At 73.1% G+C, this 19471-nt stretch carries 19 protein-coding genes; 11 read left to right on the forward strand and 8 right to left on the reverse strand.

Annotated features, from left to right (window positions below):
• Positions 1 to 2: 2 nt before the first annotated feature.
• Both ACIRFH_RS13250 and ACIRFH_RS13255 read right to left on the reverse strand, forming a co-directional pair.
• The gene (locus ACIRFH_RS13250) at positions 3 to 1187 is read right to left on the reverse strand and encodes a CHAD domain-containing protein (protein ID WP_403519887.1); all 1185 of its coding nucleotides are present in this window, start codon (positions 1185 to 1187) and stop codon (positions 3 to 5) included.
• Complete coding sequence (locus ACIRFH_RS13255; RefSeq protein ID WP_403519889.1) at positions 1168 to 3408, reverse strand: RNA degradosome polyphosphate kinase; 2241 nt, start codon at positions 3406 to 3408, stop codon at positions 1168 to 1170. Before ACIRFH_RS13255 ends, ACIRFH_RS13250 begins: the two co-directional genes overlap by 20 nt.
• Before the next feature lie 622 nt (positions 3409 to 4030).
• Here ACIRFH_RS13255 and ACIRFH_RS13260 point away from each other — a divergent pair.
• From ACIRFH_RS13260 to ACIRFH_RS13280, 5 genes are read left to right on the forward strand one after another with little or no spacing between them, the layout of a single operon-like run.
• Positions 4031 to 4573, forward strand: a complete 543-nt coding sequence (locus ACIRFH_RS13260; RefSeq protein WP_403519890.1) for an RNA polymerase sigma factor — start codon at positions 4031 to 4033, stop codon at positions 4571 to 4573.
• Positions 4570 to 5418 carry a zf-HC2 domain-containing protein gene (locus ACIRFH_RS13265; RefSeq protein ID WP_403519892.1) on the forward strand — a complete coding sequence of 283 codons (849 nt, stop codon included), beginning with the start codon at positions 4570 to 4572 and terminating at the stop codon, positions 5416 to 5418. The genes ACIRFH_RS13260 and ACIRFH_RS13265 overlap by 4 nt, the downstream gene beginning before the upstream one ends.
• Before the next feature lie 43 nt (positions 5419 to 5461).
• Positions 5462 to 6322 carry an ABC transporter ATP-binding protein gene (locus ACIRFH_RS13270; protein ID WP_403519893.1) on the forward strand — a complete coding sequence of 287 codons (861 nt, stop codon included), beginning with the start codon at positions 5462 to 5464 and terminating at the stop codon, positions 6320 to 6322.
• Positions 6319 to 7842, forward strand: a complete 1524-nt coding sequence (locus ACIRFH_RS13275; RefSeq protein ID WP_403519895.1) for an ABC transporter permease — start codon at positions 6319 to 6321, stop codon at positions 7840 to 7842. The genes ACIRFH_RS13270 and ACIRFH_RS13275 overlap by 4 nt, the downstream gene beginning before the upstream one ends.
• Positions 7843 to 7850: 8 nt before the next feature.
• Positions 7851 to 8474, forward strand: a complete 624-nt coding sequence (locus ACIRFH_RS13280) for an ABC transporter (RefSeq protein ID WP_403520161.1) — start codon at positions 7851 to 7853, stop codon at positions 8472 to 8474.
• Positions 8475 to 8682: 208 nt separating this feature from the next.
• On the opposite strand, the gene mshD is transcribed toward ACIRFH_RS13280, so the two are convergent.
• A complete protein-coding gene (mshD, locus tag ACIRFH_RS13285; RefSeq protein ID WP_403519897.1) occupies positions 8683 to 9612 on the reverse strand; it encodes a mycothiol synthase in 930 nt (309 codons plus the stop codon).
• Positions 9613 to 9819: 207 nt separating this feature from the next.
• Here mshD and ACIRFH_RS13290 point away from each other — a divergent pair, with 207 nt between their 5' ends.
• The gene (locus ACIRFH_RS13290; RefSeq protein ID WP_403519899.1) at positions 9820 to 11655 is read left to right on the forward strand and encodes a bifunctional metallophosphatase/5'-nucleotidase; all 1836 of its coding nucleotides are present in this window, start codon (positions 9820 to 9822) and stop codon (positions 11653 to 11655) included.
• Between the two features lie 186 nt (positions 11656 to 11841).
• On the opposite strand, the gene ACIRFH_RS13295 is transcribed toward ACIRFH_RS13290, so the two are convergent.
• Both ACIRFH_RS13295 and ACIRFH_RS13300 read right to left on the reverse strand, forming a co-directional pair.
• Positions 11842 to 12492 carry a Uma2 family endonuclease gene (locus ACIRFH_RS13295; protein WP_403519900.1) on the reverse strand — a complete coding sequence of 217 codons (651 nt, stop codon included), beginning with the start codon at positions 12490 to 12492 and terminating at the stop codon, positions 11842 to 11844.
• Positions 12493 to 12595: 103 nt separating this feature from the next.
• Positions 12596 to 12886 carry a hypothetical protein gene (locus ACIRFH_RS13300; protein ID WP_403519902.1) on the reverse strand — a complete coding sequence of 97 codons (291 nt, stop codon included), beginning with the start codon at positions 12884 to 12886 and terminating at the stop codon, positions 12596 to 12598.
• Positions 12887 to 13012: 126 nt separating this feature from the next.
• Here ACIRFH_RS13300 and ACIRFH_RS13305 point away from each other — a divergent pair, with 126 nt between their 5' ends.
• The 5 genes from ACIRFH_RS13305 to ACIRFH_RS13325 all read left to right on the forward strand — a co-directional run bounded on the left by ACIRFH_RS13305 (position 13013) and on the right by ACIRFH_RS13325 (position 14986).
• On the forward strand, positions 13013 to 13846 hold the full coding sequence (locus ACIRFH_RS13305; protein ID WP_403519904.1) for a helix-turn-helix domain-containing protein: 834 nt from the start codon (positions 13013 to 13015) through the stop codon (positions 13844 to 13846).
• The gene (locus ACIRFH_RS13310) at positions 13843 to 14052 is read left to right on the forward strand and encodes a DUF397 domain-containing protein (RefSeq protein ID WP_403519906.1); all 210 of its coding nucleotides are present in this window, start codon (positions 13843 to 13845) and stop codon (positions 14050 to 14052) included. Before ACIRFH_RS13305 ends, ACIRFH_RS13310 begins: the two co-directional genes overlap by 4 nt.
• A 20-nt stretch (positions 14053 to 14072) precedes the next feature.
• The gene (locus ACIRFH_RS13315; protein WP_403519908.1) at positions 14073 to 14213 is read left to right on the forward strand and encodes a DUF6177 family protein; all 141 of its coding nucleotides are present in this window, start codon (positions 14073 to 14075) and stop codon (positions 14211 to 14213) included.
• 90 nt (positions 14214 to 14303) lie between these two features.
• On the forward strand, positions 14304 to 14591 hold the full coding sequence (locus tag ACIRFH_RS13320) for a hypothetical protein (RefSeq protein ID WP_403519910.1): 288 nt from the start codon (positions 14304 to 14306) through the stop codon (positions 14589 to 14591).
• Positions 14588 to 14986, forward strand: coding sequence for a hypothetical protein (locus ACIRFH_RS13325; RefSeq protein ID WP_403519911.1), 399 nt, complete (start codon positions 14588 to 14590; stop codon positions 14984 to 14986). The genes ACIRFH_RS13320 and ACIRFH_RS13325 overlap by 4 nt, the downstream gene beginning before the upstream one ends.
• A 30-nt stretch (positions 14987 to 15016) precedes the next feature.
• Here ACIRFH_RS13325 and ACIRFH_RS13330 read toward each other — a convergent pair whose 3' ends face one another.
• The 3 genes from ACIRFH_RS13330 to ACIRFH_RS13340 all read right to left on the reverse strand — a co-directional run bounded on the left by ACIRFH_RS13330 (position 15017) and on the right by ACIRFH_RS13340 (position 19375).
• Positions 15017 to 17128: a pectinesterase family protein gene (locus ACIRFH_RS13330; protein WP_403519912.1), complete on the reverse strand. Its 2112-nt coding sequence runs from the start codon at positions 17126 to 17128 to the stop codon at positions 15017 to 15019.
• Between the two features lie 70 nt (positions 17129 to 17198).
• Positions 17199 to 18638, reverse strand: a complete 1440-nt coding sequence (locus tag ACIRFH_RS13335) for a sensor histidine kinase (protein WP_403519914.1) — start codon at positions 18636 to 18638, stop codon at positions 17199 to 17201.
• Positions 18635 to 19375, reverse strand: a complete 741-nt coding sequence (locus ACIRFH_RS13340) for a response regulator transcription factor (protein WP_403519915.1) — start codon at positions 19373 to 19375, stop codon at positions 18635 to 18637. The genes ACIRFH_RS13335 and ACIRFH_RS13340 overlap by 4 nt, the downstream gene beginning before the upstream one ends.
• Between the last annotated feature and the right edge of the window lie 96 nt (positions 19376 to 19471).

Consider the following 19471-nt stretch of genomic DNA (forward strand, 5'->3'; position numbering starts at 1 on the left):
GCTCACGGTGCCGGTGCCGGGCGGACGGTCCTGTTCTGCCAGGCGTGCTGGAACGCGTACCGGGCCGCCTCCACCTCGTGGCGCTGGTCGGCGTGGAGCACGCCGAGCGCGTACGCCGTCGCCGGGGCGATGCGCGGCGTGCGGGCGGCCTGGGCCGCGGCGGCGGCGGCCTCCGACGCGTCGCGGTGGCGGTCGAGGGCCTCGCCCGCGGTGAGCAGGCGGGCCTCCTCACCGCTCGGGCCGCCCTCGCCGGCCAGGACCTCGCGGGCGTACCGGTGCAGGCGCAGCAGCAGGCGCACCTGGTGCCAGGGGGTGTCCTGCGGGTGGGGTGCCGGGTCCGGGGACAGGCCGTGGACCAGTGCCTCCGCGTTGTACGGGTGGCCCGCGGTGACCAGGGGCAGCGCGGTCACCGCGTCGGCGAGGCGGTCCTCCGCCGCCGCGGCCAGCGTGCGGAGGTCGGCCGCGGCGTCGGCGCCCGCCCGCAGGGGCACCTCGCTGGCCAGTAACGCGACCTTGTCGGCGACCGCGTGGAAACGGCTGCTGCCCAGGGCCTGCAGGGCGGTGGAGTGGGCCCGGGTGCGGGCCAGGGTCAGCTGACGGTCGAGCAGGGCGCCCGCCTTCGCCGCGCCGACGGTGAGGTTGCCGCGGTCGGGAGATGCGGGGGCCGCCGTGGTCGCCGTGGCCGTCGTGGCCGTCGTGGTCCTCGTGGCCGGTGGCGACGCCGCGGGGCCCGCGGACACGGAAGCCGCCGCCAGGTGCCGGTGGGCCGGGAGCGCCGACGAACCGGACAGACGGTGCAGCGCCTGGAGCAGGCGCTCCAGGCGCGAGGCGTACGCGTGCTCCATCGCCAGGGTGCCGGACAGCCAGGCCAGTTCGGGGCGCATGCCCTCCGCCCAGTCGGCGTCGAGCAGCGGCTGGTAGGTGTGCAGCGTGCCGCTGAGGCGGCGGGCCGCGCGGCGCAGGGCGCGGGCCGCGTCCACGGGGCCCGCGGAGCCGTTGCCGGCGCCCCCGTCGGCCGAACCGTTCACGCCTGCCCCCGTGCCCGACTCGTGGTGCAGGCGCAGGGCGCGGAGGAACTCCGTGGCCTGGGCGCGGAGATAGCCCGCGAGGGCTTCCACCGGCACCGGTCCGGCCGGGCCGGCCGGTGCGGCCGGGGAGTTCGTCGGGTCAAGGTGTCGCTGTGCCACGCCGGCGCCTCCGGGCGTCTATGAGCATCTCCTGGACGTTGCGCAGGGGCTGGCCGTCCGCGTCGGTCGCGTGCCGGGTCCACTCGCCGTCCGGTCCGAGGTGCCAGGAGGCGGTGCCGTCGGACATGCCGGTGTCGAGGAACCGGTTCAGGGCCGCCCGGTGCGCCGGGTCGGTGACCCGGACGAGTGCCTCGATGCGGCGGTCGAGGTTGCGGTGCATCATGTCGGCGCTGCCGAACCACACCTCGGGCTCGCCGCCGTTGCCGAAGGCGAAGACCCGCGAGTGCTCCAGGAAGCGGCCGAGGACGGAGCGGACCCGGATGTTCTCAGACAGGCCCGCCACGCCCGGGCGCAGCGCGCAGATGCCGCGCACCCACACGTCGACCGGGACGCCCGCCTGGGACGCGCGGTAGCACGCGTCGATCACGGCCTCGTCGACCATCGAGTTGACCTTGATGCGGATGTGGGCGGGGCGGCCGGCGCGGTGGTGCTGGATCTCCTTGTGGATACGGGAGACCAGGCCGTCGCGCAGGGACTTGGGCGCGACGAGGAGACGGCGGTAGGTCTCGCGGCGGGAGTAGCCGGAGAGGCGGTTGAACAGGTCCGAGAGGTCCGCGCCGACCTGCGGGTCCGCGGTGAGCAGGCCGAGGTCCTCGTAGAGGCGGGCCGTCTTCGGGTGGTAGTTGCCCGTGCCGACGTGGCTGTACCGGCGGAGGGTGTCGCCCTCCTGGCGCACGACCAGGGACAGCTTGCAGTGGGTCTTCAGGCCGACCAGCCCGTAGACGACGTGGCAGCCGGCCTCCTCCAGCTTGCGGGCCCACTTGATGTTGGCGTGCTCGTCGAAGCGGGCCTTGATCTCCACCAGGACGAGGACCTGCTTGCCGGACTCGGCCGCGTCGATGAGCGCGTCGACTATCGGGGAGTCGCCCGAGGTGCGGTACAGCGTCTGCTTGATCGCGAGGACGTCCGGGTCGGCCGCCGCCTGCTCCAGGAAGGCCTGCACGGAGGTGGAGAACGAGTCGTACGGGTGGTGGAGCAGGACGTCGCGGCTGCGCAGCGCGGCGAAGATGTCCGGCGCCGACGCCGACTCGACCTCCGCGAGGTCGCGGTGGGTGCCGGCGACGAACTTCCGGTACTTCAGCTCCGGTCGGTCGAGGCTGTGGATGCGGAAGAGGCCGGTGAGGTCCAGGGGGCCGGGGAGGGGGTAGACCTCCGCCTCGCCGATCTTCAGCTCGCGGACGAGGAGGTCCAGGACCTCCCGGTCGACGGACTCCTCCACCTCCAGGCGGACCGGCGGACCGAAGCGGCGCCGCATCAGCTCCTTCTCGAGGGCCTGGAGGAGGTTCTCGGCGTCGTCCTCCTCGACCTCCAGGTCCTCGTTGCGGGTGAGGCGGAAGGCGTGGTGCTCCAGGACCTCCATGCCGGGGAACAGTTCTTCGAGGTGGGCGGCGATGACGTCCTCGATGGGGACGTAGCGGCCGGGGGAGGCCTCGAGGAAGCGGGAGAGCAGCGGGGGGACCTTGACGCGGGCGAAGTGGCGGTGGCCCGTGACGGGGTTGCGGACGACGACCGCGAGGTTGAGGGAGAGGCCCGAGATGTACGGGAAGGGGTGCGCCGGGTCGACGGCGAGGGGGGTGAGGACCGGGAAGATCTGGTGCCGGAAGAGGGTGAACAGGCGGGCCTGCTCCTTCTCCGCGAGCTCGTTCCAGCGGACCAGGTGGATGCCCTCCTCGGCGAGGGCCGGGGCGACGTCCTCGTGGAAGCAGGCGGCGTGCCGGGCCATGAGCTCGCGGGAGCGGGCCCAGATCATCTCCAGCACCTCGCGGGGCTGCAGGCCCGAGGCGGAGCGGGTCGCCACGCCGGTCGCTATGCGGCGCTTGAGGCCGGCGACGCGGACCATGAAGAACTCGTCCAGGTTGCTGGCGAAGATCGCGAGGAAGTTGGCGCGCTCGAGGAGCGGGGTGTTCGGGTCCTCGGCGAGTTCGAGGACGCGTTCGTTGAACGCGAGCCAGCTGCGTTCGCGGTCCAGGAAGCGGCCCTGGGGGAGGTCGGCACCGGAGCCCTGGGACTCCGGTGACTCCTCGTAGCCGTCGAGGTCCGCGTCGATGTCGGGCTCCAGGTCGGAGACCGTCGCGGCCACGGTGTGCGGGCGGTGCGCGGTGATGGAGCCCACGGAGGGCTGCGAGTGCTGGACCTCGGCCTGGGGGTTCTGCTGCCTCATGAACTCATTCTTCCGCGCCGCGCGCAGGACAGGCGCGTCGGACGGCGCGGAATGCTCTGCTCCTGGGGGCGCGGTCGGTTTCATTCGGTGAGGGTCGCAAGGCTGTCTGAATCGCTGGTTACGGGGACATGACGTGTGGGATAGCGGGGGGCTTCCGGCGGTTGAGCGTCGTGCCTGCGGCGGCCTGTGCGGGGTGGGTGGGGGTGCGGGGTGCCTGCGGCGGCTTGTGCGGGGTGATGGGGTGCGGGGTGCCTGCGGCGGCCTGCGCGGGGTGGTGGGGGTGCCTGTGGGTGCCTGCGGCGGCCTGTGCGGGGCGGGTGGGGGTGCGGGTGGCGCGGTGCGTGGGCTGTGGGTCGGGGCCGCGCCGGGGGGTGTCCGTCCTCGGAACGGCGCGGAATCGGTCGGCCGCAGAAGTACCGGCGCGGACGCGCCAACCGCTGCGGGCGGACACCCCCCGACACGTCCCCTTCCCGCCGTACGCGACTGACCCGCCGTCACCCCGTCCGTCGGGGCCCGTGGTGGACCGCCGCTGTGCCCCCTGCGGGGGTGGCGTCCCGACCGCCGTCGGAAAATCCGCCGTGATCCTGTGAACCGGTCCGGGCCGCTCGACCGATGAGGAGATGTGAGCGAAACGAGAACCGACGGCGAGCTGCTGCGGGCCGTCGCGGCGGACGCCGACCGGCGGGCCTTCGAGGAGCTGTACCGGCGGTACGCCCCCTGGCTGACCGCCCGGATGCGCGGCCGCTGCGCCGACGCCGGTGTCGTCGACGACGTCGTGCAGGAGACGTTCCTCGCGGTGTGGCGGGGCAGCGCGCGCTACCGGCAGGAGGGGGACGTGGCCGGCTGGTTGTGGCGGATCGCCTCCCGGCGGCTGGTCGACGCGCTGCGCGGCGACGGCGCCCGGGGGCGGCTGCGGCAGGCGCTGGCCCGCCTGCGGCACCGGGACGAGGCGTCCGCCGAGGAGCGGGTGCTCGCCGGTGTCGAGCACGGGGATCTCGCCGGCGCGCTGGTCCGGCTCTCGCCGGAGCTGCGCGCGGTGCTCCAGGCCACGGTCATCGACGGGCTGACCACCCGCGAGGCGGCCGTCCTGCTCGGCATTCCGCCGGGCACGGTCAAGACGCGGGCGATGCGGGCCCGCCGGCAGCTGCGGGAGGCGCTGGCATGAGAAGCGACAACGGCTGGCACGTGGACGAGGACGACCTGCGGGCCTACGCACGCGGCGAGCTCGCCGCGCCCGTCCTCTGGTCCGCCGATGCCCATCTGACCGCCTGCGCGCGGTGCCGGGGCGTCCTCGCCGAGGTGAGTGACGCCGCCGTCCTGGATGCGGGGTGGGAGCGGCTCGACGCCGAGCTGGACGCGCCCCGGCCGGGGTGGTTCGAGGGCCTGCTGGTGCGGTGCGGGGTCGCCGACCACACCGCGCGGCTGCTCGCGGCCACGCCCGTGCTGCGCCGGTCCTGGCTGGGCGCGGTCGTCGCCGTGCTGGTGATGACCTTCGCCGTCGCCTTCACGTCCGGCGTCACCGACAGGCCCACGGTCTTCCTCGCCCTCGCTCCGCTGCTGCCGCTGGCCGGGGTGGCGCTCGCCTACGGGCCCGCGCTGGACCCCACGTACGAGATGGCGGTCGTCTCGCCGATGCACGGCTTCCGGCTGCTGATGATCCGTACGGTCGCCGTCCTGGCCGTCGGCCTCGGCGTCAACGGCCTCGCGACGCTCGCCCTGCCGGGCTACGGACTGCGCGCGCTGGCCTGGCTGCTGCCCGCGCTCGCGCTCACCGCCTCCGGGCTGGCGCTGACGCCCCGGCTGGGACCGGTGGTCGCGCCCTCCGTGGTCGCCGGGGTGTGGGGCGGGGTGCTGTTCGCCGCGGACGCGGCGCAGGCCGCCGAGGGCGGTCCGCTGGCGCCGTTCACCGCGGCCGGGCAGGGCGTGTCCGCGGCCGTGGCCGTGCTGGGGACGGGGCTGCTCGTCCTGTTCCGCGACCGGTTCGACGTCTCTTCGCGGGGTGCCGCGTGAGTCCTTCTTCCCCCTTTCTCCGACCTCTGTACGGGAGTGGCGCATGACCCCCACCGTTTCCGCCTCCGGGCTCAGCCTGCACTACGGGCGCACGCGGGCCCTGGACGAGGTGTCGCTGCGGCTGACGCCGGGCGTCACGGGGCTGCTCGGGCCCAACGGGGCCGGGAAGACCACGCTGCTGCGCGTGCTGGCGACCGCCGTGCCCGCCGACCGGGGGTCCTTCACCGTGCTCGGGCACGACCCGGGCACCGCGCGGGGGCGGCAGGAGGTGCGGCGGCGGCTCGGGTACCTGCCGCAGACCCCCGGCTTCCACCCGGACTTCACCGCCTTCGAGTTCGTCGACTACGTCGCGATCCTGAAGGAGCTGACCGACCGGGCCGGCCGGCACCGCGAGGTGCGACGAGCCCTGGACGAGGTCGGCCTGGGCGACGTGCGCGGCAAGCGGATCAGGAAGCTCTCCGGCGGTATGCGGCAGCGGGTCGCGCTCGCGGCCGCGCTCGTCGGCGACCCCGGGTTCCTGGTCCTCGACGAGCCGACGGTCGGCCTCGACCCCGAGCAGCGGATGCGGTTCCGGGAGCTGATCGCCGGGGCGGGGGAGGGGCGGACCGTGCTGCTGTCCACCCACCAGACCGAGGACGTGGCGATGCTCTGCCACCGGGTGGTCGTCATGGCCGCCGGGACCGTGCGGTTCGACGGCACCCCGGCCGAGCTGACCGAGCGGGCCGCCGGGCACGTGTGGAGCAGTACGGAACGCGACCCGGGCGCGAAGGCCGGCTGGCGCACCGGGACGGGGACCTTCCGGAACGTGGGCGACCCGCCCCCCGGCGCCGAACTGCTCGATCCCACCCTGGAGGACGGCTACCTGCTGACCCTCGACGGCGCCGGCGCGGAGGTGGCGGCATGAGCGCCGTACCGACGACGGCCCCGCCCGCCGCCGACACCGGGCCGCGCGTGAGCGGCGCCCGGGCCGTGCCGGCCCTCGCCCGGTTCGAGGCGCGCCGGCTGCTGCTGAGCATCCCCGTCGCCGTCGCCTTCGTCGTGTACGTCGCGTGGATCGTCTGGCGCACACGGGACTCCTGGGACGGCTATCCGGCCCTCCAGGACGCCGACCGCGCCACCCAGAGCGGGCCGCTGCTCGTCGGTCTCGCCGTCCTGCTGCAGGCCAACGCGGCGGCCCTGCGCTCCCTGCGGCACGGCACCGAGGACCAGTTCGCGATCCTGGTCGTGTCGCCCTGGAGGCGTACGGCGGCGCACGTCCTGTCCGTCGTACCGGCCGCGCTGCTCACCGCCGTGTGCGTGGCCGGGCAGTTCGGCTGGGAGGCGGCCAAGCCGGGCGCGGTGGGGAGCGGTTCGCCGGCCGAGCTGCTCGTCGGGCCGCTGACGGTGCTGCTGTTCGGCGTGTTCGGGGTGCTGCTGGGCCGGGTGGCGCGGTCGCCGTTCGCCGCGCCGCTGCTGGTGGTCTGCCTGCTGATCACGCTCGTCCTCGGCACGGCCCCGGGCGAGATGGACGGCCTGTCGTGGCTGGCCCCGGCCGTCATCGAGTCCGGCACCGACACCCTGCCCTCCGACCTGCTGGGGCGGCCCGCCGCCTGGCACGCGCTGTACCTGGCGGGCGCGGTCCTGTGCCTGGCCTTCCTCGCGGTGCTGGCCGCCGGCGGACGCAGGATCGCCGTCCAGGCGGGGGTCGCCCTGTCCCTCGCCCTGGCGGTGACCGGCGGCGTCCTGCAGGCCAAGGGCGTGGATCCGTCGCCGGAACTGACCGCGGCCCGCGAGCGGGTCTCGGTCAGCCCGGAGAAGGAGCAGACCTGCGTCGAGCACGGTCGGTCGACGTACTGCGCGTTCCCCGACTGGGAGCCCCGGACGGGCACCTGGGCCGAGGTGGTGGACCGCGTCCAGTCCCTCGCGGGCGGCACCGCGCACGACCGGCGACTCGTCGTACGGCAGCGGCTGGACGCCCGGTACGGGCTGGGCGAAGACACCGCGATCCCCCCGCTGACCGCGCCGGACCAGGTGACGGTGGGCACCGCCTGGGGCGGCAACCGGGTCCCGGAGTTCTCCACCGCCGTCGCCTCCGTGCTGGTCACGGGCAGCGAGAAGGCGGGGAGCGCGGTGTGCGACGGGCGGATGGTCACCATCATGTGGCTCTCCCTCAGCTGGCAGGACGACCCGATGAACGCCCTGCGCCGGGTCCGTCTCGACGACAGCGTCGAGGGGTCCGCGGTGGTGCTGTCACCGACCGATCCCCTGTCCATGACGGAGGGCCAGACCGACGTCGTACGGCGGTTGCTGGAGAAGCCGCGCCCCGGTGTGGCCGAGCGGGTGAAGACGCACTGGGCCGAGCTGACCTCCCCGAAGGTCACGACGGCCGAGGCCGCCGGGCTGCTGGGCGTGGCCGGGCCGAAGGAGGCGGACTCGTGCGAGTGACACGCGCGATGACCGGCCCCGTGTGGCGCACGCTGCCGTGGCGGGCCCTCGGGTCCGCCGGCGCCCTCGGGCTGCTGATCGCCGGGACGCCGAGGCTGGCGGGCGCGGAACCGGCCTCCTGGCAGTCGCTCGCCCTGCTGCGGGGCGTCGCCCTCATCGGCGCGCTCGGCCTGGTCTTCCTGCTGGACGACCGGGCCCGGCACCTCACCACGCCGGTACCGGTCCGGCGCCCCCTGCGGCAGGCCCTGCGGGTGGCCCTCGTCGCACCGCCCGCCGCGCTGTGGTGGACGGCGGTGCTGCTGCTCGTCCCCTCCGGCACCCGGCCCCCGGCCGGCGACATCACCCTGGAGGCCGGGGCGATGGGCGTGCTGGCGCTCGCCGGTGCCGCGGCGGCGGTACGCCTGACGGACGAACCGCGCCCCGGCCCGGCCGTCGCGGCGACCCTGCTGGTCGTGGCCGTCCTCGCACCCCTGCTGTCCCCCGAGGACTGGGCGCTGTTCGTGGTGCCGGACGACCCGAGGTGGCCGGCGGCGCACGACCGGTGGGCGGTGCTGCTGGCGGTGGTCGCGGTGGCGGGGGCGATGTGCGGGCCGGAGCCGCTGGGTCGGCGGGGCCGGCGGGGACGGCGGTGACGGCGGTGACGGCCGCGTGCCGTCACCGGACGCGGTCGGCGAATCCGCTCGACACCCGCCGACCGCCTGCCCCCGGCCACGGGATTCGCCGACAGCGTCCGTGCCGTCACCGGGCCGGGGCCTTCCGGGCCCGCCGGATCTTTCGGCGGTCAGGCGTAGCGCGGGAGACGGCTCACGTCGCCGACAGGTGTGGCGTGCCGGTGACGGCTCACGTCTCCGTGCGGTACATCAGGTCCGTCTCGTGCGTGACGAAGCCCAGGCGTTCGTAGACGGACACCGCCGCCTTGTTGTCGGCGTCGACGTACAGCATCGCCGTGGGCAGGCCCCGCTCCGCCAGGTGCCGCAGGCCGATGGTGGTCAGGGCCTTGCCCAGGCCACCGCCCTGGACGTCGGGTCGGATGCCGAGGACGTACACCTCACCGAGCCGTTCCTCGGCGTGCACCTTCGTCCAGTGGAAGCCGATCAGTTCGCCCCCGCGTTCGGCCAGGAAGAACCCCGCCGGGTCGAACCACGCCTCGGCCTCGCGGTCGTCGAGGTCCCGCTGCGTGAGGGCGCCCTGCTCGGGGTGGTGGGCGAAGGCGGCGGCGTTCACGGCGAGCCAGGCCGCATCGTCCCGGCCGGGTACGAAGGTGCGCACGCTCACCCCCTCGGGCAGGCGCGGGTCCGGCAGCTCCAGGTCGGCCAACGGGCGGCGCATCTGCCGCAGTTCGCGGAAGAGGGTCAGCCCCAGCACCTGCGCGAGGTGCCGGGCGGCGGAGTGGCCGCCGTGCGCCCAGATCCGCAGCCGCTTGCCGGAGGCGGCGAGCAGCGCGGAGCCCAGTGCCCGCCCGTGTCCCTGCCCCCGGTGCGAGGGGTGGACGACCAGTTCGGCGGCCGGGGGCTCGACCGGGTCGGTGCCCTCCAGCTGGGCGTAGCCGACGAGTTCGCCGCCGTCGACGGTGAGCAGCAGGTGCGCGACGCCTTCCCGCGCCGGGCCGCGCAGGTGCAGCCGTCCCTGCTCGGACACGGCCTGCTGTCCGTCGTTCCGGGCGGCCTCGGAGAGCAGGGCGAGGACGGCGTCGGTCTGCTCCGGGGTGAGCGCGGAGAGGGTCTCGATCGAACGGGGGCGGCCGGGCCGCACGGTCTCGTCGCTGGTCATGCGTACGAGGGTAGAGGGAGAGGGCGGCAAAGCGTCGGCAGAGCGGCGGCAGAGGGAGCGGCCGCGGGAGGGGCCACGGAGGAGGAGGAAGGTAAACCAGGATGTAACCCGGTACCCCCTGTCGCGCTACGCGCGTTGACCCTAGGCTGTCGCGCCGGCGGGCCGTCTCCCGAGCGGCTCGCGTCACGCACACCCACAGGGGGGCGCATGCCAGCCACAGCACAGTCGTACCGACCGCGCCGCAGACGCCGTACGAGCCGTCTTCTCGTCGCCGCCGCCACCGTCGTCACCGCCGGGGCGCTCGCCGCGGCGGCGCTGCCGGCGTCGGCGGACGCGGCCCACGGAGGCCATGGAAGCCACGGAGGCCATGGAGGGGGGCACGGCCAGGGCCGGTACCAGGACGTCCAGCTCCTCTCCTTCAACGACCTGCACGGCAACCTGGAGCCCCCGGCCGGCTCCTCCGGCCGCGTCACCGAGCTCCAGCCGGACGGCACGACGAAGACCGTCGACGCGGGCGGCGCCGAATACCTCGCCACCCACCTGCGCCAGGCCCGCAAGGGCCACCCGTACTCCATCACCGCGGCCGGCGGCGACATGGTCGGCGCCTCCCCGCTGCTGTCCGGCCTCTTCCACGACGAGCCGACGATCGAGGCGCTGAACAAGCTCGACCTCGACGTGACGAGCGTCGGCAACCACGAGTTCGACGAGGGCGCCCGGGAGCTGGCCCGCCTGCAGAACGGCGGCTGCCACCCCACCGACGGCTGCTACACGGACAAGGAGTTCGAGGGCGCCGACTTCCCCTACCTCGCCGCGAACGTCCAGGACGAGAAGACCGGCAAGCCCCTCCTGAAGCCCTACTGGGTGTGGAAGCACAAGGGCGTCAAGGTCGGCTTCATCGGCGTGACCCTGGAGGGCACCCCGAACATCGTCTCGGCGGCCGGCGTCAAGGGCCTGCGGTTCAAGGACGAGGTCGACACGATCAACACGTACGCCAAGGAGCTGCAGCGCCAGGGCGTGAAGTCGATCGTCGCCCTCATCCACGAGGGCGGCTTCCCGGCCTCGTCCTCCTACAACTACGACTGCGACTCCCCGGGCGCGGGCGACGGCATCTCCGGCCCGATCGTCGACATCGCCAAGAACGTCTCGCCGCAGGTGGACGCGCTGGTCACCGGCCACACCCACAACGCGTACGTCTGCACGATCCCCGACCCGGCGGGCAAGCCCCGCATGGTCACGTCGGCGTCGTCCTTCGGCCGCCTCTACACGGACACGACGCTGACCTACGACCGCGCCACGGGCGACATCGCCCGGACGTCGGTGAAGTCGGCGAACCACGTGGTGACGCGGGACGTCCCGAAGGCGCTGGACATGACCCGCCTGATCGACCGCTGGAACACCCTGGCCGCCCCGATCGGCAACCGTCCCGTCGGCTACATCTCCGGCGACATCGACCGCACCGGCACCGAGTCCCCGCTGGGCGACCTGATCGCCGACGCGCAGCTGGCCCACGGCAGGTCCCTGGACCCGGAGACCGACCTGGCCCTGATGAACCCGGGCGGCATCCGCGCCCCCCTGACCTACACGGCCTCGGGCAGCGAGGGCGACGGCGTGGTCACGTACGCCGAGGGCTTCACGGTCCAGCCCTTCTCCAACACGGTGAACCTGCGCAGCTACACGGGCGCCCAGCTGATCCAGGTCCTCAAGGAGCAGGTCAGCGGCCCGAACGAGGCCGCCCCGAAGATCCTCCAGGTCTCCTCCGGACTCACCTACACCCTGGACATGACCAAGTCGGGCGCCGACCGCGTCGTCACCGGCTCCATCCGCCTGAACGGCGCCCCCATCGACCCGGCGGCCACCTACCGCGTCGCGGCGAACAGCTTCCTCGCGGGCGGCGGCGACGGCTTCACCACGATGGGCCAGGGCACGGACGAGCTGGTCGGCTCGGACGACCTGGCGGCCTTCGTGCAGTACCTGACGGCCAACTCCTCGGCGAGCACCCCCATCGCCCCGCCGGCGGCGGACCGGATCACGGTCGTGAAGTAGCGCTCCGCGCTCTTCCCGCGGGCCCGTGACCCTCACCGGTCACGGGCCCGTTCCTTTACCCGCTCGCGCTGCGCCCGGCGGTGTCGCACGAGGAAGGGGATGCGTCCCCAGGGCACTTGTCCAACAGGCTGTCGGACACAAGGGGAAGCCGGCAATCGCACCCGTCACGCGACTCCCCGCCCAGGTTCAGGTGCGCTTGGGCCCTGTGATCGCCTCTCCGATCACGAAGCCCGTCGCTGGTCCCTTCGGGATCTCGGCGTCCGTCCCGTAGGGGACGCGTACGACACCCAGCCAGTCGCCCTTGTCGGGGCGGGGCTCGGTGAGCACGGTGACCGTGCCCTGGGCGTCGTGGTCGTCGATGATCACGTACACGGGAATCCCGGCACGGGCGTACTCGCGGCGCTTCCTGACCCGGTCGCGGTCCTCGTCGTGCCTGCCGGGGGAGACCACCTCGACCACCAGGCGAACCGCCGCCGCGTCGACGCCGAGCCCGTCCTCGTCCGCGTACGGCTCCAGGTCGTCCGGCGCGACGAAGAGGTCGGGGATCCACGTCCTGCGCCGGAAGACGACGTTGGCGTCCTGGTACGCCGAGTACTCTCCCTCCCCCAGGAAACGCACCAGCGCGTTGCGCAGTCGGTTGGCGGTCCGGGCGTGGGACAGGCGACCGGTGGGCGACACCTCGATGGCTCCCTCGACGATCTCGGCGCGGTAGCCCTCCGGGAGTTCCATGGCCTTCCACGCCTGCCACACGACCTCGTCCAGGGCGGGGCCCTGCTCCGATCCGGTCGCCGCGAACTCGGACATGGTCTCGGGCCTCTCGTGCGCAAGAGCGGTCATGGTGACGGCACCTCCTCAAGTGTGGGCCGAGCCTGCTCGGGGGACAAGCAACGCCGTCACGCTACGTACGGTGATGAGACTGACCTGGCGGAACGAGGCCGGATCACTCGGCCGGGTGAGGGATGCGCAGCCCCCGGCTGACCGCGACCCGCAGGACGTCGTCCAGTGCCTCCGTCGCCCTGGTCAGCGCGAACCGCACGGCCCGCTCGCCGGCCTTCGCGTCCCCGAGCACGGCCCTGGCGCCCACGAGCACCTGTGCGCCGGATTCCAGCTGGGCTTCCTCGATGTCGTCGGCGAGCAGGGAGAGCCGGCTGTGGCTGTTGTCGGTGCTCAGGTAGCAGGGTTTGCCCTCGGGGGCGGTCCAGGGGAGGAGGCGGAGCGGGGGCGTGTTCATGGAGGTTGTCCCTTCGAAGCAGCGACCTGCGGTGATTACCGTTGGTGCATCGATCGTCACTGGGGCGGCGTACGCTGCGGAAGAGGGCTGGTGTTGCCTGCGGAGCAGACAACGGGGAGGGGCGACGTGGTCGAAAACCCGGGCGGGGAACGGGAGTCGAGGCGTGGGGAGCTCGGGGAAACCCTTCGGATACTGCGGGAGAAGGCAGGCAAGTCCCTCGGGCAGCTCGCTGAGGAGACGTCGTACGACAAGAGCTACCTGTACCGCTTGGAGAAGGGAGAACGGCTCTCCAAGCGGGCGGTCATGGAGGACCTGGACCGCTATCACGGCACCGGTGACCTGCTGGTCCGGCTGTGGCGGGATGCGCGCCATGAGGTCGTCAAGGACAGGTACAAGGCGTTCATGGAGCTCGAAGCGACGGCGCGGGTGATGTGGTTGTTCCAACTCCGGGTCCCCGGCTTGTTGCAGACCGAGGATTACGCCCGCGCGGTGTTGTCTGGGTTGTCGGGCGCCCAGACAACGGCGGGCAACAGCGAGGCTGTCGAGGAGCAGGTGGCCCTGAGGCTGGGACGGCAGGAGTTGCTGTACCGCCAACCTGCGCCGAGCGTCCGCGTGATCCTGGACGAGGGCGCGCTGCGGCGGCGCGTCCCGGACGCGAAGGTGTGGAAGGACCAACTGTCGTATCTGCTGAACGCGGCTGAACTGCCTTCTGTCGCGCTTCAGGTGCTGCCCTACGCGGCCGGTGTGCACGACCTCATGGACAGCCACCTCTGGCTTCTGTGGCGACGAACCGGCGATCCCGTCGCCTATGTGGAAGGCAACGGATTTGGCGAGCTGATCGACGATCCGGACAAGGTCCTGTCGTTTCGCCTGTCCTACGATCTGGTCAGGGACGCGGCTCTGACTCCGGTGGAGTCGATGGCGTTCATCAAGAGTCTTCTGGAGGAGCGCAAACCATGAACCGACTCCCTGACCTCTCCGCCGTGTCCTGGCGCAAGTCCTCCTACAGCGACGGGGGCGGCACGAACTGTGTCGAGGTCGCCGGCGGCTGCCCCGGCTTCGTGCCGGTGCGCGACAGCAAGGTGCCGACGGGGCCGGTGCTCGTTTTCGGTGAGGCCCCGTGGAACGTGTTCGTGGCGGGGACGAAGGGCGGGTTGCTGAAGTAGGGCGGGACAGTCGCACTGAATTGACCGGCCCCCGGCCCGCCCGCCTCGGCGGCACTGCCCGACGGGCGGCCCTGCACTACCGGCTGGGCGACGGGGTGGACGCGGAGGGCTGGGGCCGGCTCCGAGGGCTGCTGCGGCACCTGCGTGGAGAGGCGGCGTAGGCCTCAAGCGCGGGGCGCGCAAGGGCCACGTTCCGGTGAACCGGGAGACGACGGAGCACCCCGTGGCCGTACCGTGACTATGGTGGTGCCATGGCAGAGAACACGACCATTCAGGTGTCCCGCCGGACCCGCGACCACCTCGCGCAGGTCGCCAAGGAGCGGGGCATGACGCTCGGGCAGCTCGTGGAGCAGCTGGCGTCGGAGCAGCCGACGGCGGAGCAGATCGCGGAGCGGGTGGCGGCCACGCGCAAGGTGCTGCGCGAACGGCTGGGCTGCACACTCAGCGACGAGGAGCTCGACAGCGGTCCGGACGTGCTGGCCAACGTGTACGCGATGGCGGCGGAGAAGGCCCGCGCCCTCCGGGAGCGCGCCGCGTGATCATCCTCGACACGAGCGCGGCCCTCGCGCTCGCCCACGGGCATGAGGCGCTCCACCGCCTCGTGGACAACGTGGCGCACACCCCCGGCGACTGGCTGCACCTGCCGGCGCTCTGCCTCATGAAGGCCGAGGAGAGCGACGCGGACGTCGGCAGCGCGCTGCTGGCGCTGCCGGGCCTTCACATCGATCCGCTCGGCCAGGTCGCGGCCGTCACCGTCGGGGGGATGGTGCGTGACGGCTGGGGCGGCGCGGACACATGCCATGCCCTCTACGTGGCCACGCCGCACCTCGACTCGGGCGGTATGTCGATCATCCTGACCGGGCGGGAGGACGCCTACGCGCCGGGCTTCCTCACCGTCGGCATCGACTCCCCCGGCATGCTCGGCTTCCACTGAGCACCCCGGTCCGCCCGAGCCCTACGGCACCTACGACGCCGTGGGCACCCAGCTCCCCAGCCAGTCCGCGACCTCCTGCCCGGCCGCCTGGGCGTCGGTCAGCTGAGGCCGGTCGGCGCTCGCCCGGCCCGCGCCGGGGCCCGTGTTGCGGTACTCGGCGAAGCGGTCGTCCTTCCAGGAGAAGCCGCCCATGTCGGACCACGGCGCGGCCTTGACCGCGGCGCTGAGCGTGGTGTCGCGGACCGTGGTCTGCGGGTCGAGGCTCGCGTCACCGCCCGCGTGCCAGGTGCGGCCGAGGTGGAAGGAACCGGCCGCGACGTCGCCGTTGACCGCGGAGTCGGTGATCAGGAAGCCCTTGCGGTTCGCGGGGGTGCTGGGGGCGGTGACGAAGCCGGCCGAGGTGCCGTCCCAGCGCTTCTTCAGGGTGATGACGGAGCGGTCGATCACCGCCGAGGCCCGGCCGAAGATGAAGTCGACGTTGCCGACGACGTAGGAGTTCCTCATGTAGACGCGGCCGAGCCTGTCCTTGGCCGCCGTGTCCAGCTGCAGCGTGTCCTGGTCACCGGTGACGATCACGCCGTCCAGGAAGACCTTGTCGGCCGCCGTGCGCAGCGCCACCGCCTGGTGGCCGGACAGGGACTGGTGCGCGGCCTCGTCGAAGTCGTTGGCGATGGTCAGGTTGCGGGCCTGGAAGTCGTCGGCCTCGACGGCGACGGTCGCGCTGCCGGAGGTGCCGTAGGTGCCGGAGCCGTCGGGCCTGGGCGTGCCGGCCGCGTTGTCGTACGTGATCACGGTCTGCTTGCGGCTGCCGCCCGTGCCCTGGATGGTGACGTGCGGCTTGTCGGAGGGGACCTTCACCGTCTCGCGGTACGTCCCCGGCTTCACGGCGATGACGACCCGGGAGGCGTTGTTCACGGGGACGGCGTCCACGGCGGCCTGGACGGTCCGGTACTGTCCGCTGCCGTCCTTGGCGACCGTGAGCGTGGTCGCGGCCTTCGCGCCCGAACCGCCCGAACCGCCCGAGCCGTTCGCCCCGTTGGTGCTGTTCGCGATGCCGATCGAGGGGCGCGGTCCCGTGCCCGACCTGAGCAGCGCCGGCACGTCCGCGGCCTTGTCGAGGGTGTAGGCGTAGAACCTCTTCGGGTCGAAGGCCGTCCCGCCGCTCTCGTTGCGCCCGGACGTGCCGGAGAAGACGTTGCCGCGCTGGACGAGCGTCGCGGTGGCGTCCTTGGTGACGGGGTTGCGCATGCCCTGGAAGTAGCTGTTCTCCAGGACCATCGACGTCCTGCCGCGCGCGTAGTTGCCGTAGGCGGAGGTGATGTCCGTGTTCGGCACGTCCTCCAGGTAGTTGTTGTAGAGGTGCGCGTGGGCGGCGTTGTCGGTGGAGGGGTTGCGCTGCTCGGTCTCGCGGAACCAGTTGTGGTGGACCGTGATGTCGGTCTTCACGTTCTCGGTCCAGCCGATCCCGAACGTCTTGTTGTTGTCGCTCAGCCTGTTCCAGGAGACCGTCACGTAGGTGCTGTCCTTGCGGACGTCGATCAGGCCGTCGGCCATGTGCCGCAGGTCGTTGTGGTCGATCCAGACGTGGTGCGCGCCGTCCATCTGGATCGCGTCGAAGTCGTGCTCCTTGTCGTTCCAGGTGCCCTGGTAGGAGTCCCGGATCGTCAGATTGCGGATGATCACGTTGTGCACGCCGGTGCCGAGGAAGAAGCCGCCGCCGGCGATCTGGCCGGAGGTGCCGGCGCCGACGATCGTCTTGTCCGAGCGGACCTTGATCTCCTTGCCGACGGGCGCCATCCTGATCGTCCCGGCGACGACGATGACGTACGGCTCCTCGGCCGTCGCGTACTTCTCCAGCTCGGCCTGCGTCCGCACGGTCACCGTCCTGCCGCCCCGGCCGCCGTACGTGCCCCTCTGCCCGAGGGCGTCGACCGAGGCGAAGCCGTCGGCGGTGGCGGTCGCCCACGCGGGGGCGGCGTAGCCGGCGGCCGATGCCTCGCGGGAGGCGCCGGAGCCGAAGAAGCCCGCGTCCGTGCCGTAGGCCAGGGCACCGGCGGCGGTCAGCGCCAGGGGGACGCCGACGGCGAGGGCCTTCCTGCTCCTGCGGTGACGGGCCCTGCGGTGGGAGGGGGTCTCGTTCACGACTGCTTCCGTTCAGGCGGGGACGGGGGATCACCTGTCGGTCGCCGCCGGAGCGTCGGAGGTTGCCGCGTCAGTCGTCCCCGTCCGCCGGATCCCGGTCCGGCGGCGGCACCGGTGCCCCCGGCAGCCGTACGGTCACCACCGTGCCGCCGCCCTCCGCCGGGGTCAGCGTCACCTCTCCGCCCGCCTGCTGGACCGTGCGGGCCACGATCGACAGGCCGAGGCCCGAGCCGGGCAGCGCGCGGGCCGAGGGAGAGCGCCAGAAGCGGTCGAAGACGTGCGGGAGTTCCTCGGCGGGGATGCCGGGACCGTGGTCGCGGACGGTGAGGACGCCGTCGGCCAGCCGCACGTCGACGGTGCCGCCCTCCGGGCTGAACTTCACCGCGTTGTCCAGGACGTTGACCATCGCGCGCTCCAGACCGGAGGGCTCCGCCCGTACGTACCAGGGCCGGACGTCGGCGGTGATCGTCAGCTCCGGTCCGCGCAGGCGGGCCCGGCGCAGCGCCGACTCGACGACGTCCTGCCAGGCGAGGATCCGCGCCCTGCCCGCGTGCTGGCCGGTGTCCGGGCGGGACAGCTCCTGGAGGTCCCCGATGAGCGCGGCGAGTTCCGTCATCTGCGCCTTCACGGAGGCGAGGAGCGCCTTGCGGTCGGCCTCGGGGATCGGGCGGCCGGTCTCCTCGCTGCGGGAGAGCAGCTCGATGTTGGTGCGCAGGGAGGTGAGCGGCGTGCGGAGTTCGTGGCCGGCGTCGGCGATGAGCTGCTGCTGCAGGTCGCGGGAGCTGGCCAGGGAGGAGGTCATCGAGTTGAAGGAGCGGGAGAGGCGGGCCACCTCGTCGTCGGAGTCGTCCTCGACGGGGATGCGGACGGCCAGGTCCTCGGTGCGGGCCACGTGTTCGACGGCCTGTGTCAGGTCGTCCACGGGCCGCAGACCGGCGCGGGCCACGGCGAGTCCGGCGGCCCCGGCGCCCACGACGCCGATGCCGGAGACCAGGAGGAGGACCCAGACCAGCGAGGACAGCGGCTCGGTGACCTCCTTCACCGGCTTGGCGACGGAGACGGCGACGCCCGGCTGCACCTGCTCGGTGAGCCGGTCGGCGACCGGCCGGGTGTAGACGCGGACGGTGGTGCCCTCGGTGGTCGTCGCGGTGTGCAGCGCGTTCTCCGCCAGGCCGTCGGCCACCGCCACGTCCGCGGCCTGCACACGCATCCGCGCGCTGCCCGGGTCGACGCACGTGGAGCCGTCCGAGTAGAGGATCGTGACGATGGGGGCGTTCGGGGCCTGGGGCAGTGCCTGCGGGTCGGCCGACCGGCAGTTCGCCAGCATGCTCTGCAGGAGCTGGCTGGAGACCTGCTCGCCGCGCAGTTGGTCGTCCAGCTGGTGGTAGAGCCGGTCGCGCACCACGAACCAGCACGTCACCGAGACCGCCGCCACCGCGAACGCCACCGCCGCCGCCACCAGCAGGGCCAGGCGGGAGCGCAGGGGCAGGGTGCGGAACCGCCTGATCACTCCGCGCCGCCCTGCCGCAGGACGTAGCCGACGCCGCGGACGGTGTGGACGAGGCGCGGTTCGCCGGCCGCCTCGGTCTTGCGGCGCAGGTACATGACGTACACGTCGAGGGAGTTGGACGACGGCTCGAAGTCGAAGCCCCAGACGGCCTTGAGGATCTGCTCCCGGGTGAGGACCTGGCGCGGGTGCGCCATGAACATCTCGAGGAGGGTGAACTCCGTGCGGGTCAGCTCCACCGGGCGCCCGGCCCGGGAGACCTCCCGCGTCGCCAGGTTCATGGTCAGGTCGGCGAAGGTGAGCGTGTCGTCGTCGTCGGCGGTCGCGTCGAGCGCCGCCGCGTAGGAGCTGCGGCGCAGCAGCGCGCGGATGCGGGCGAAGAGCTCGTCCAGCTCGAAGGGCTTGACCAGGTAGTCGTCGGCGCCGGCGTCCAGGCCGGTCACCCGGTCGCCGACCGTGTCGCGGGCCGTCAGCATCAGGATCGGGGTCGTGTCGCCCGCGCCGCGGATCCGGCGGGCGGCGGTCAGGCCGTCCATGCGGGGCATCTGGATGTCGAGGACGACCAGGTCGGGCCGGTACGCCGCCGCCTTCTCCAGGGCGTCGGCGCCGTCGACGGCGACCTCGGTGCCGTACCCCTCGAAGGCGAGGCTGCGCTGGAGGGCCTCGCGGACCGCCGGCTCGTCGTCGACGATCAGGATGCGCTGGGGGTCACGGTCGCGGTCGCCTTCTGCGGGGCTCATGGGCTCGGGTTCCTCGGGTGCGGTGGGGAGGGGCTGCCAGTGTCTTCAGCGTCGCATGCCCCGGCCGGAGCCGTGCGGCGCCGTCGGTACGGGCCG

Source organism: Streptomyces sp. NPDC093586 (assembly GCF_044764905.1).
In the GTDB taxonomy this organism is placed as follows: Bacteria; Actinomycetota; Actinomycetes; order Streptomycetales; family Streptomycetaceae; genus Streptomyces.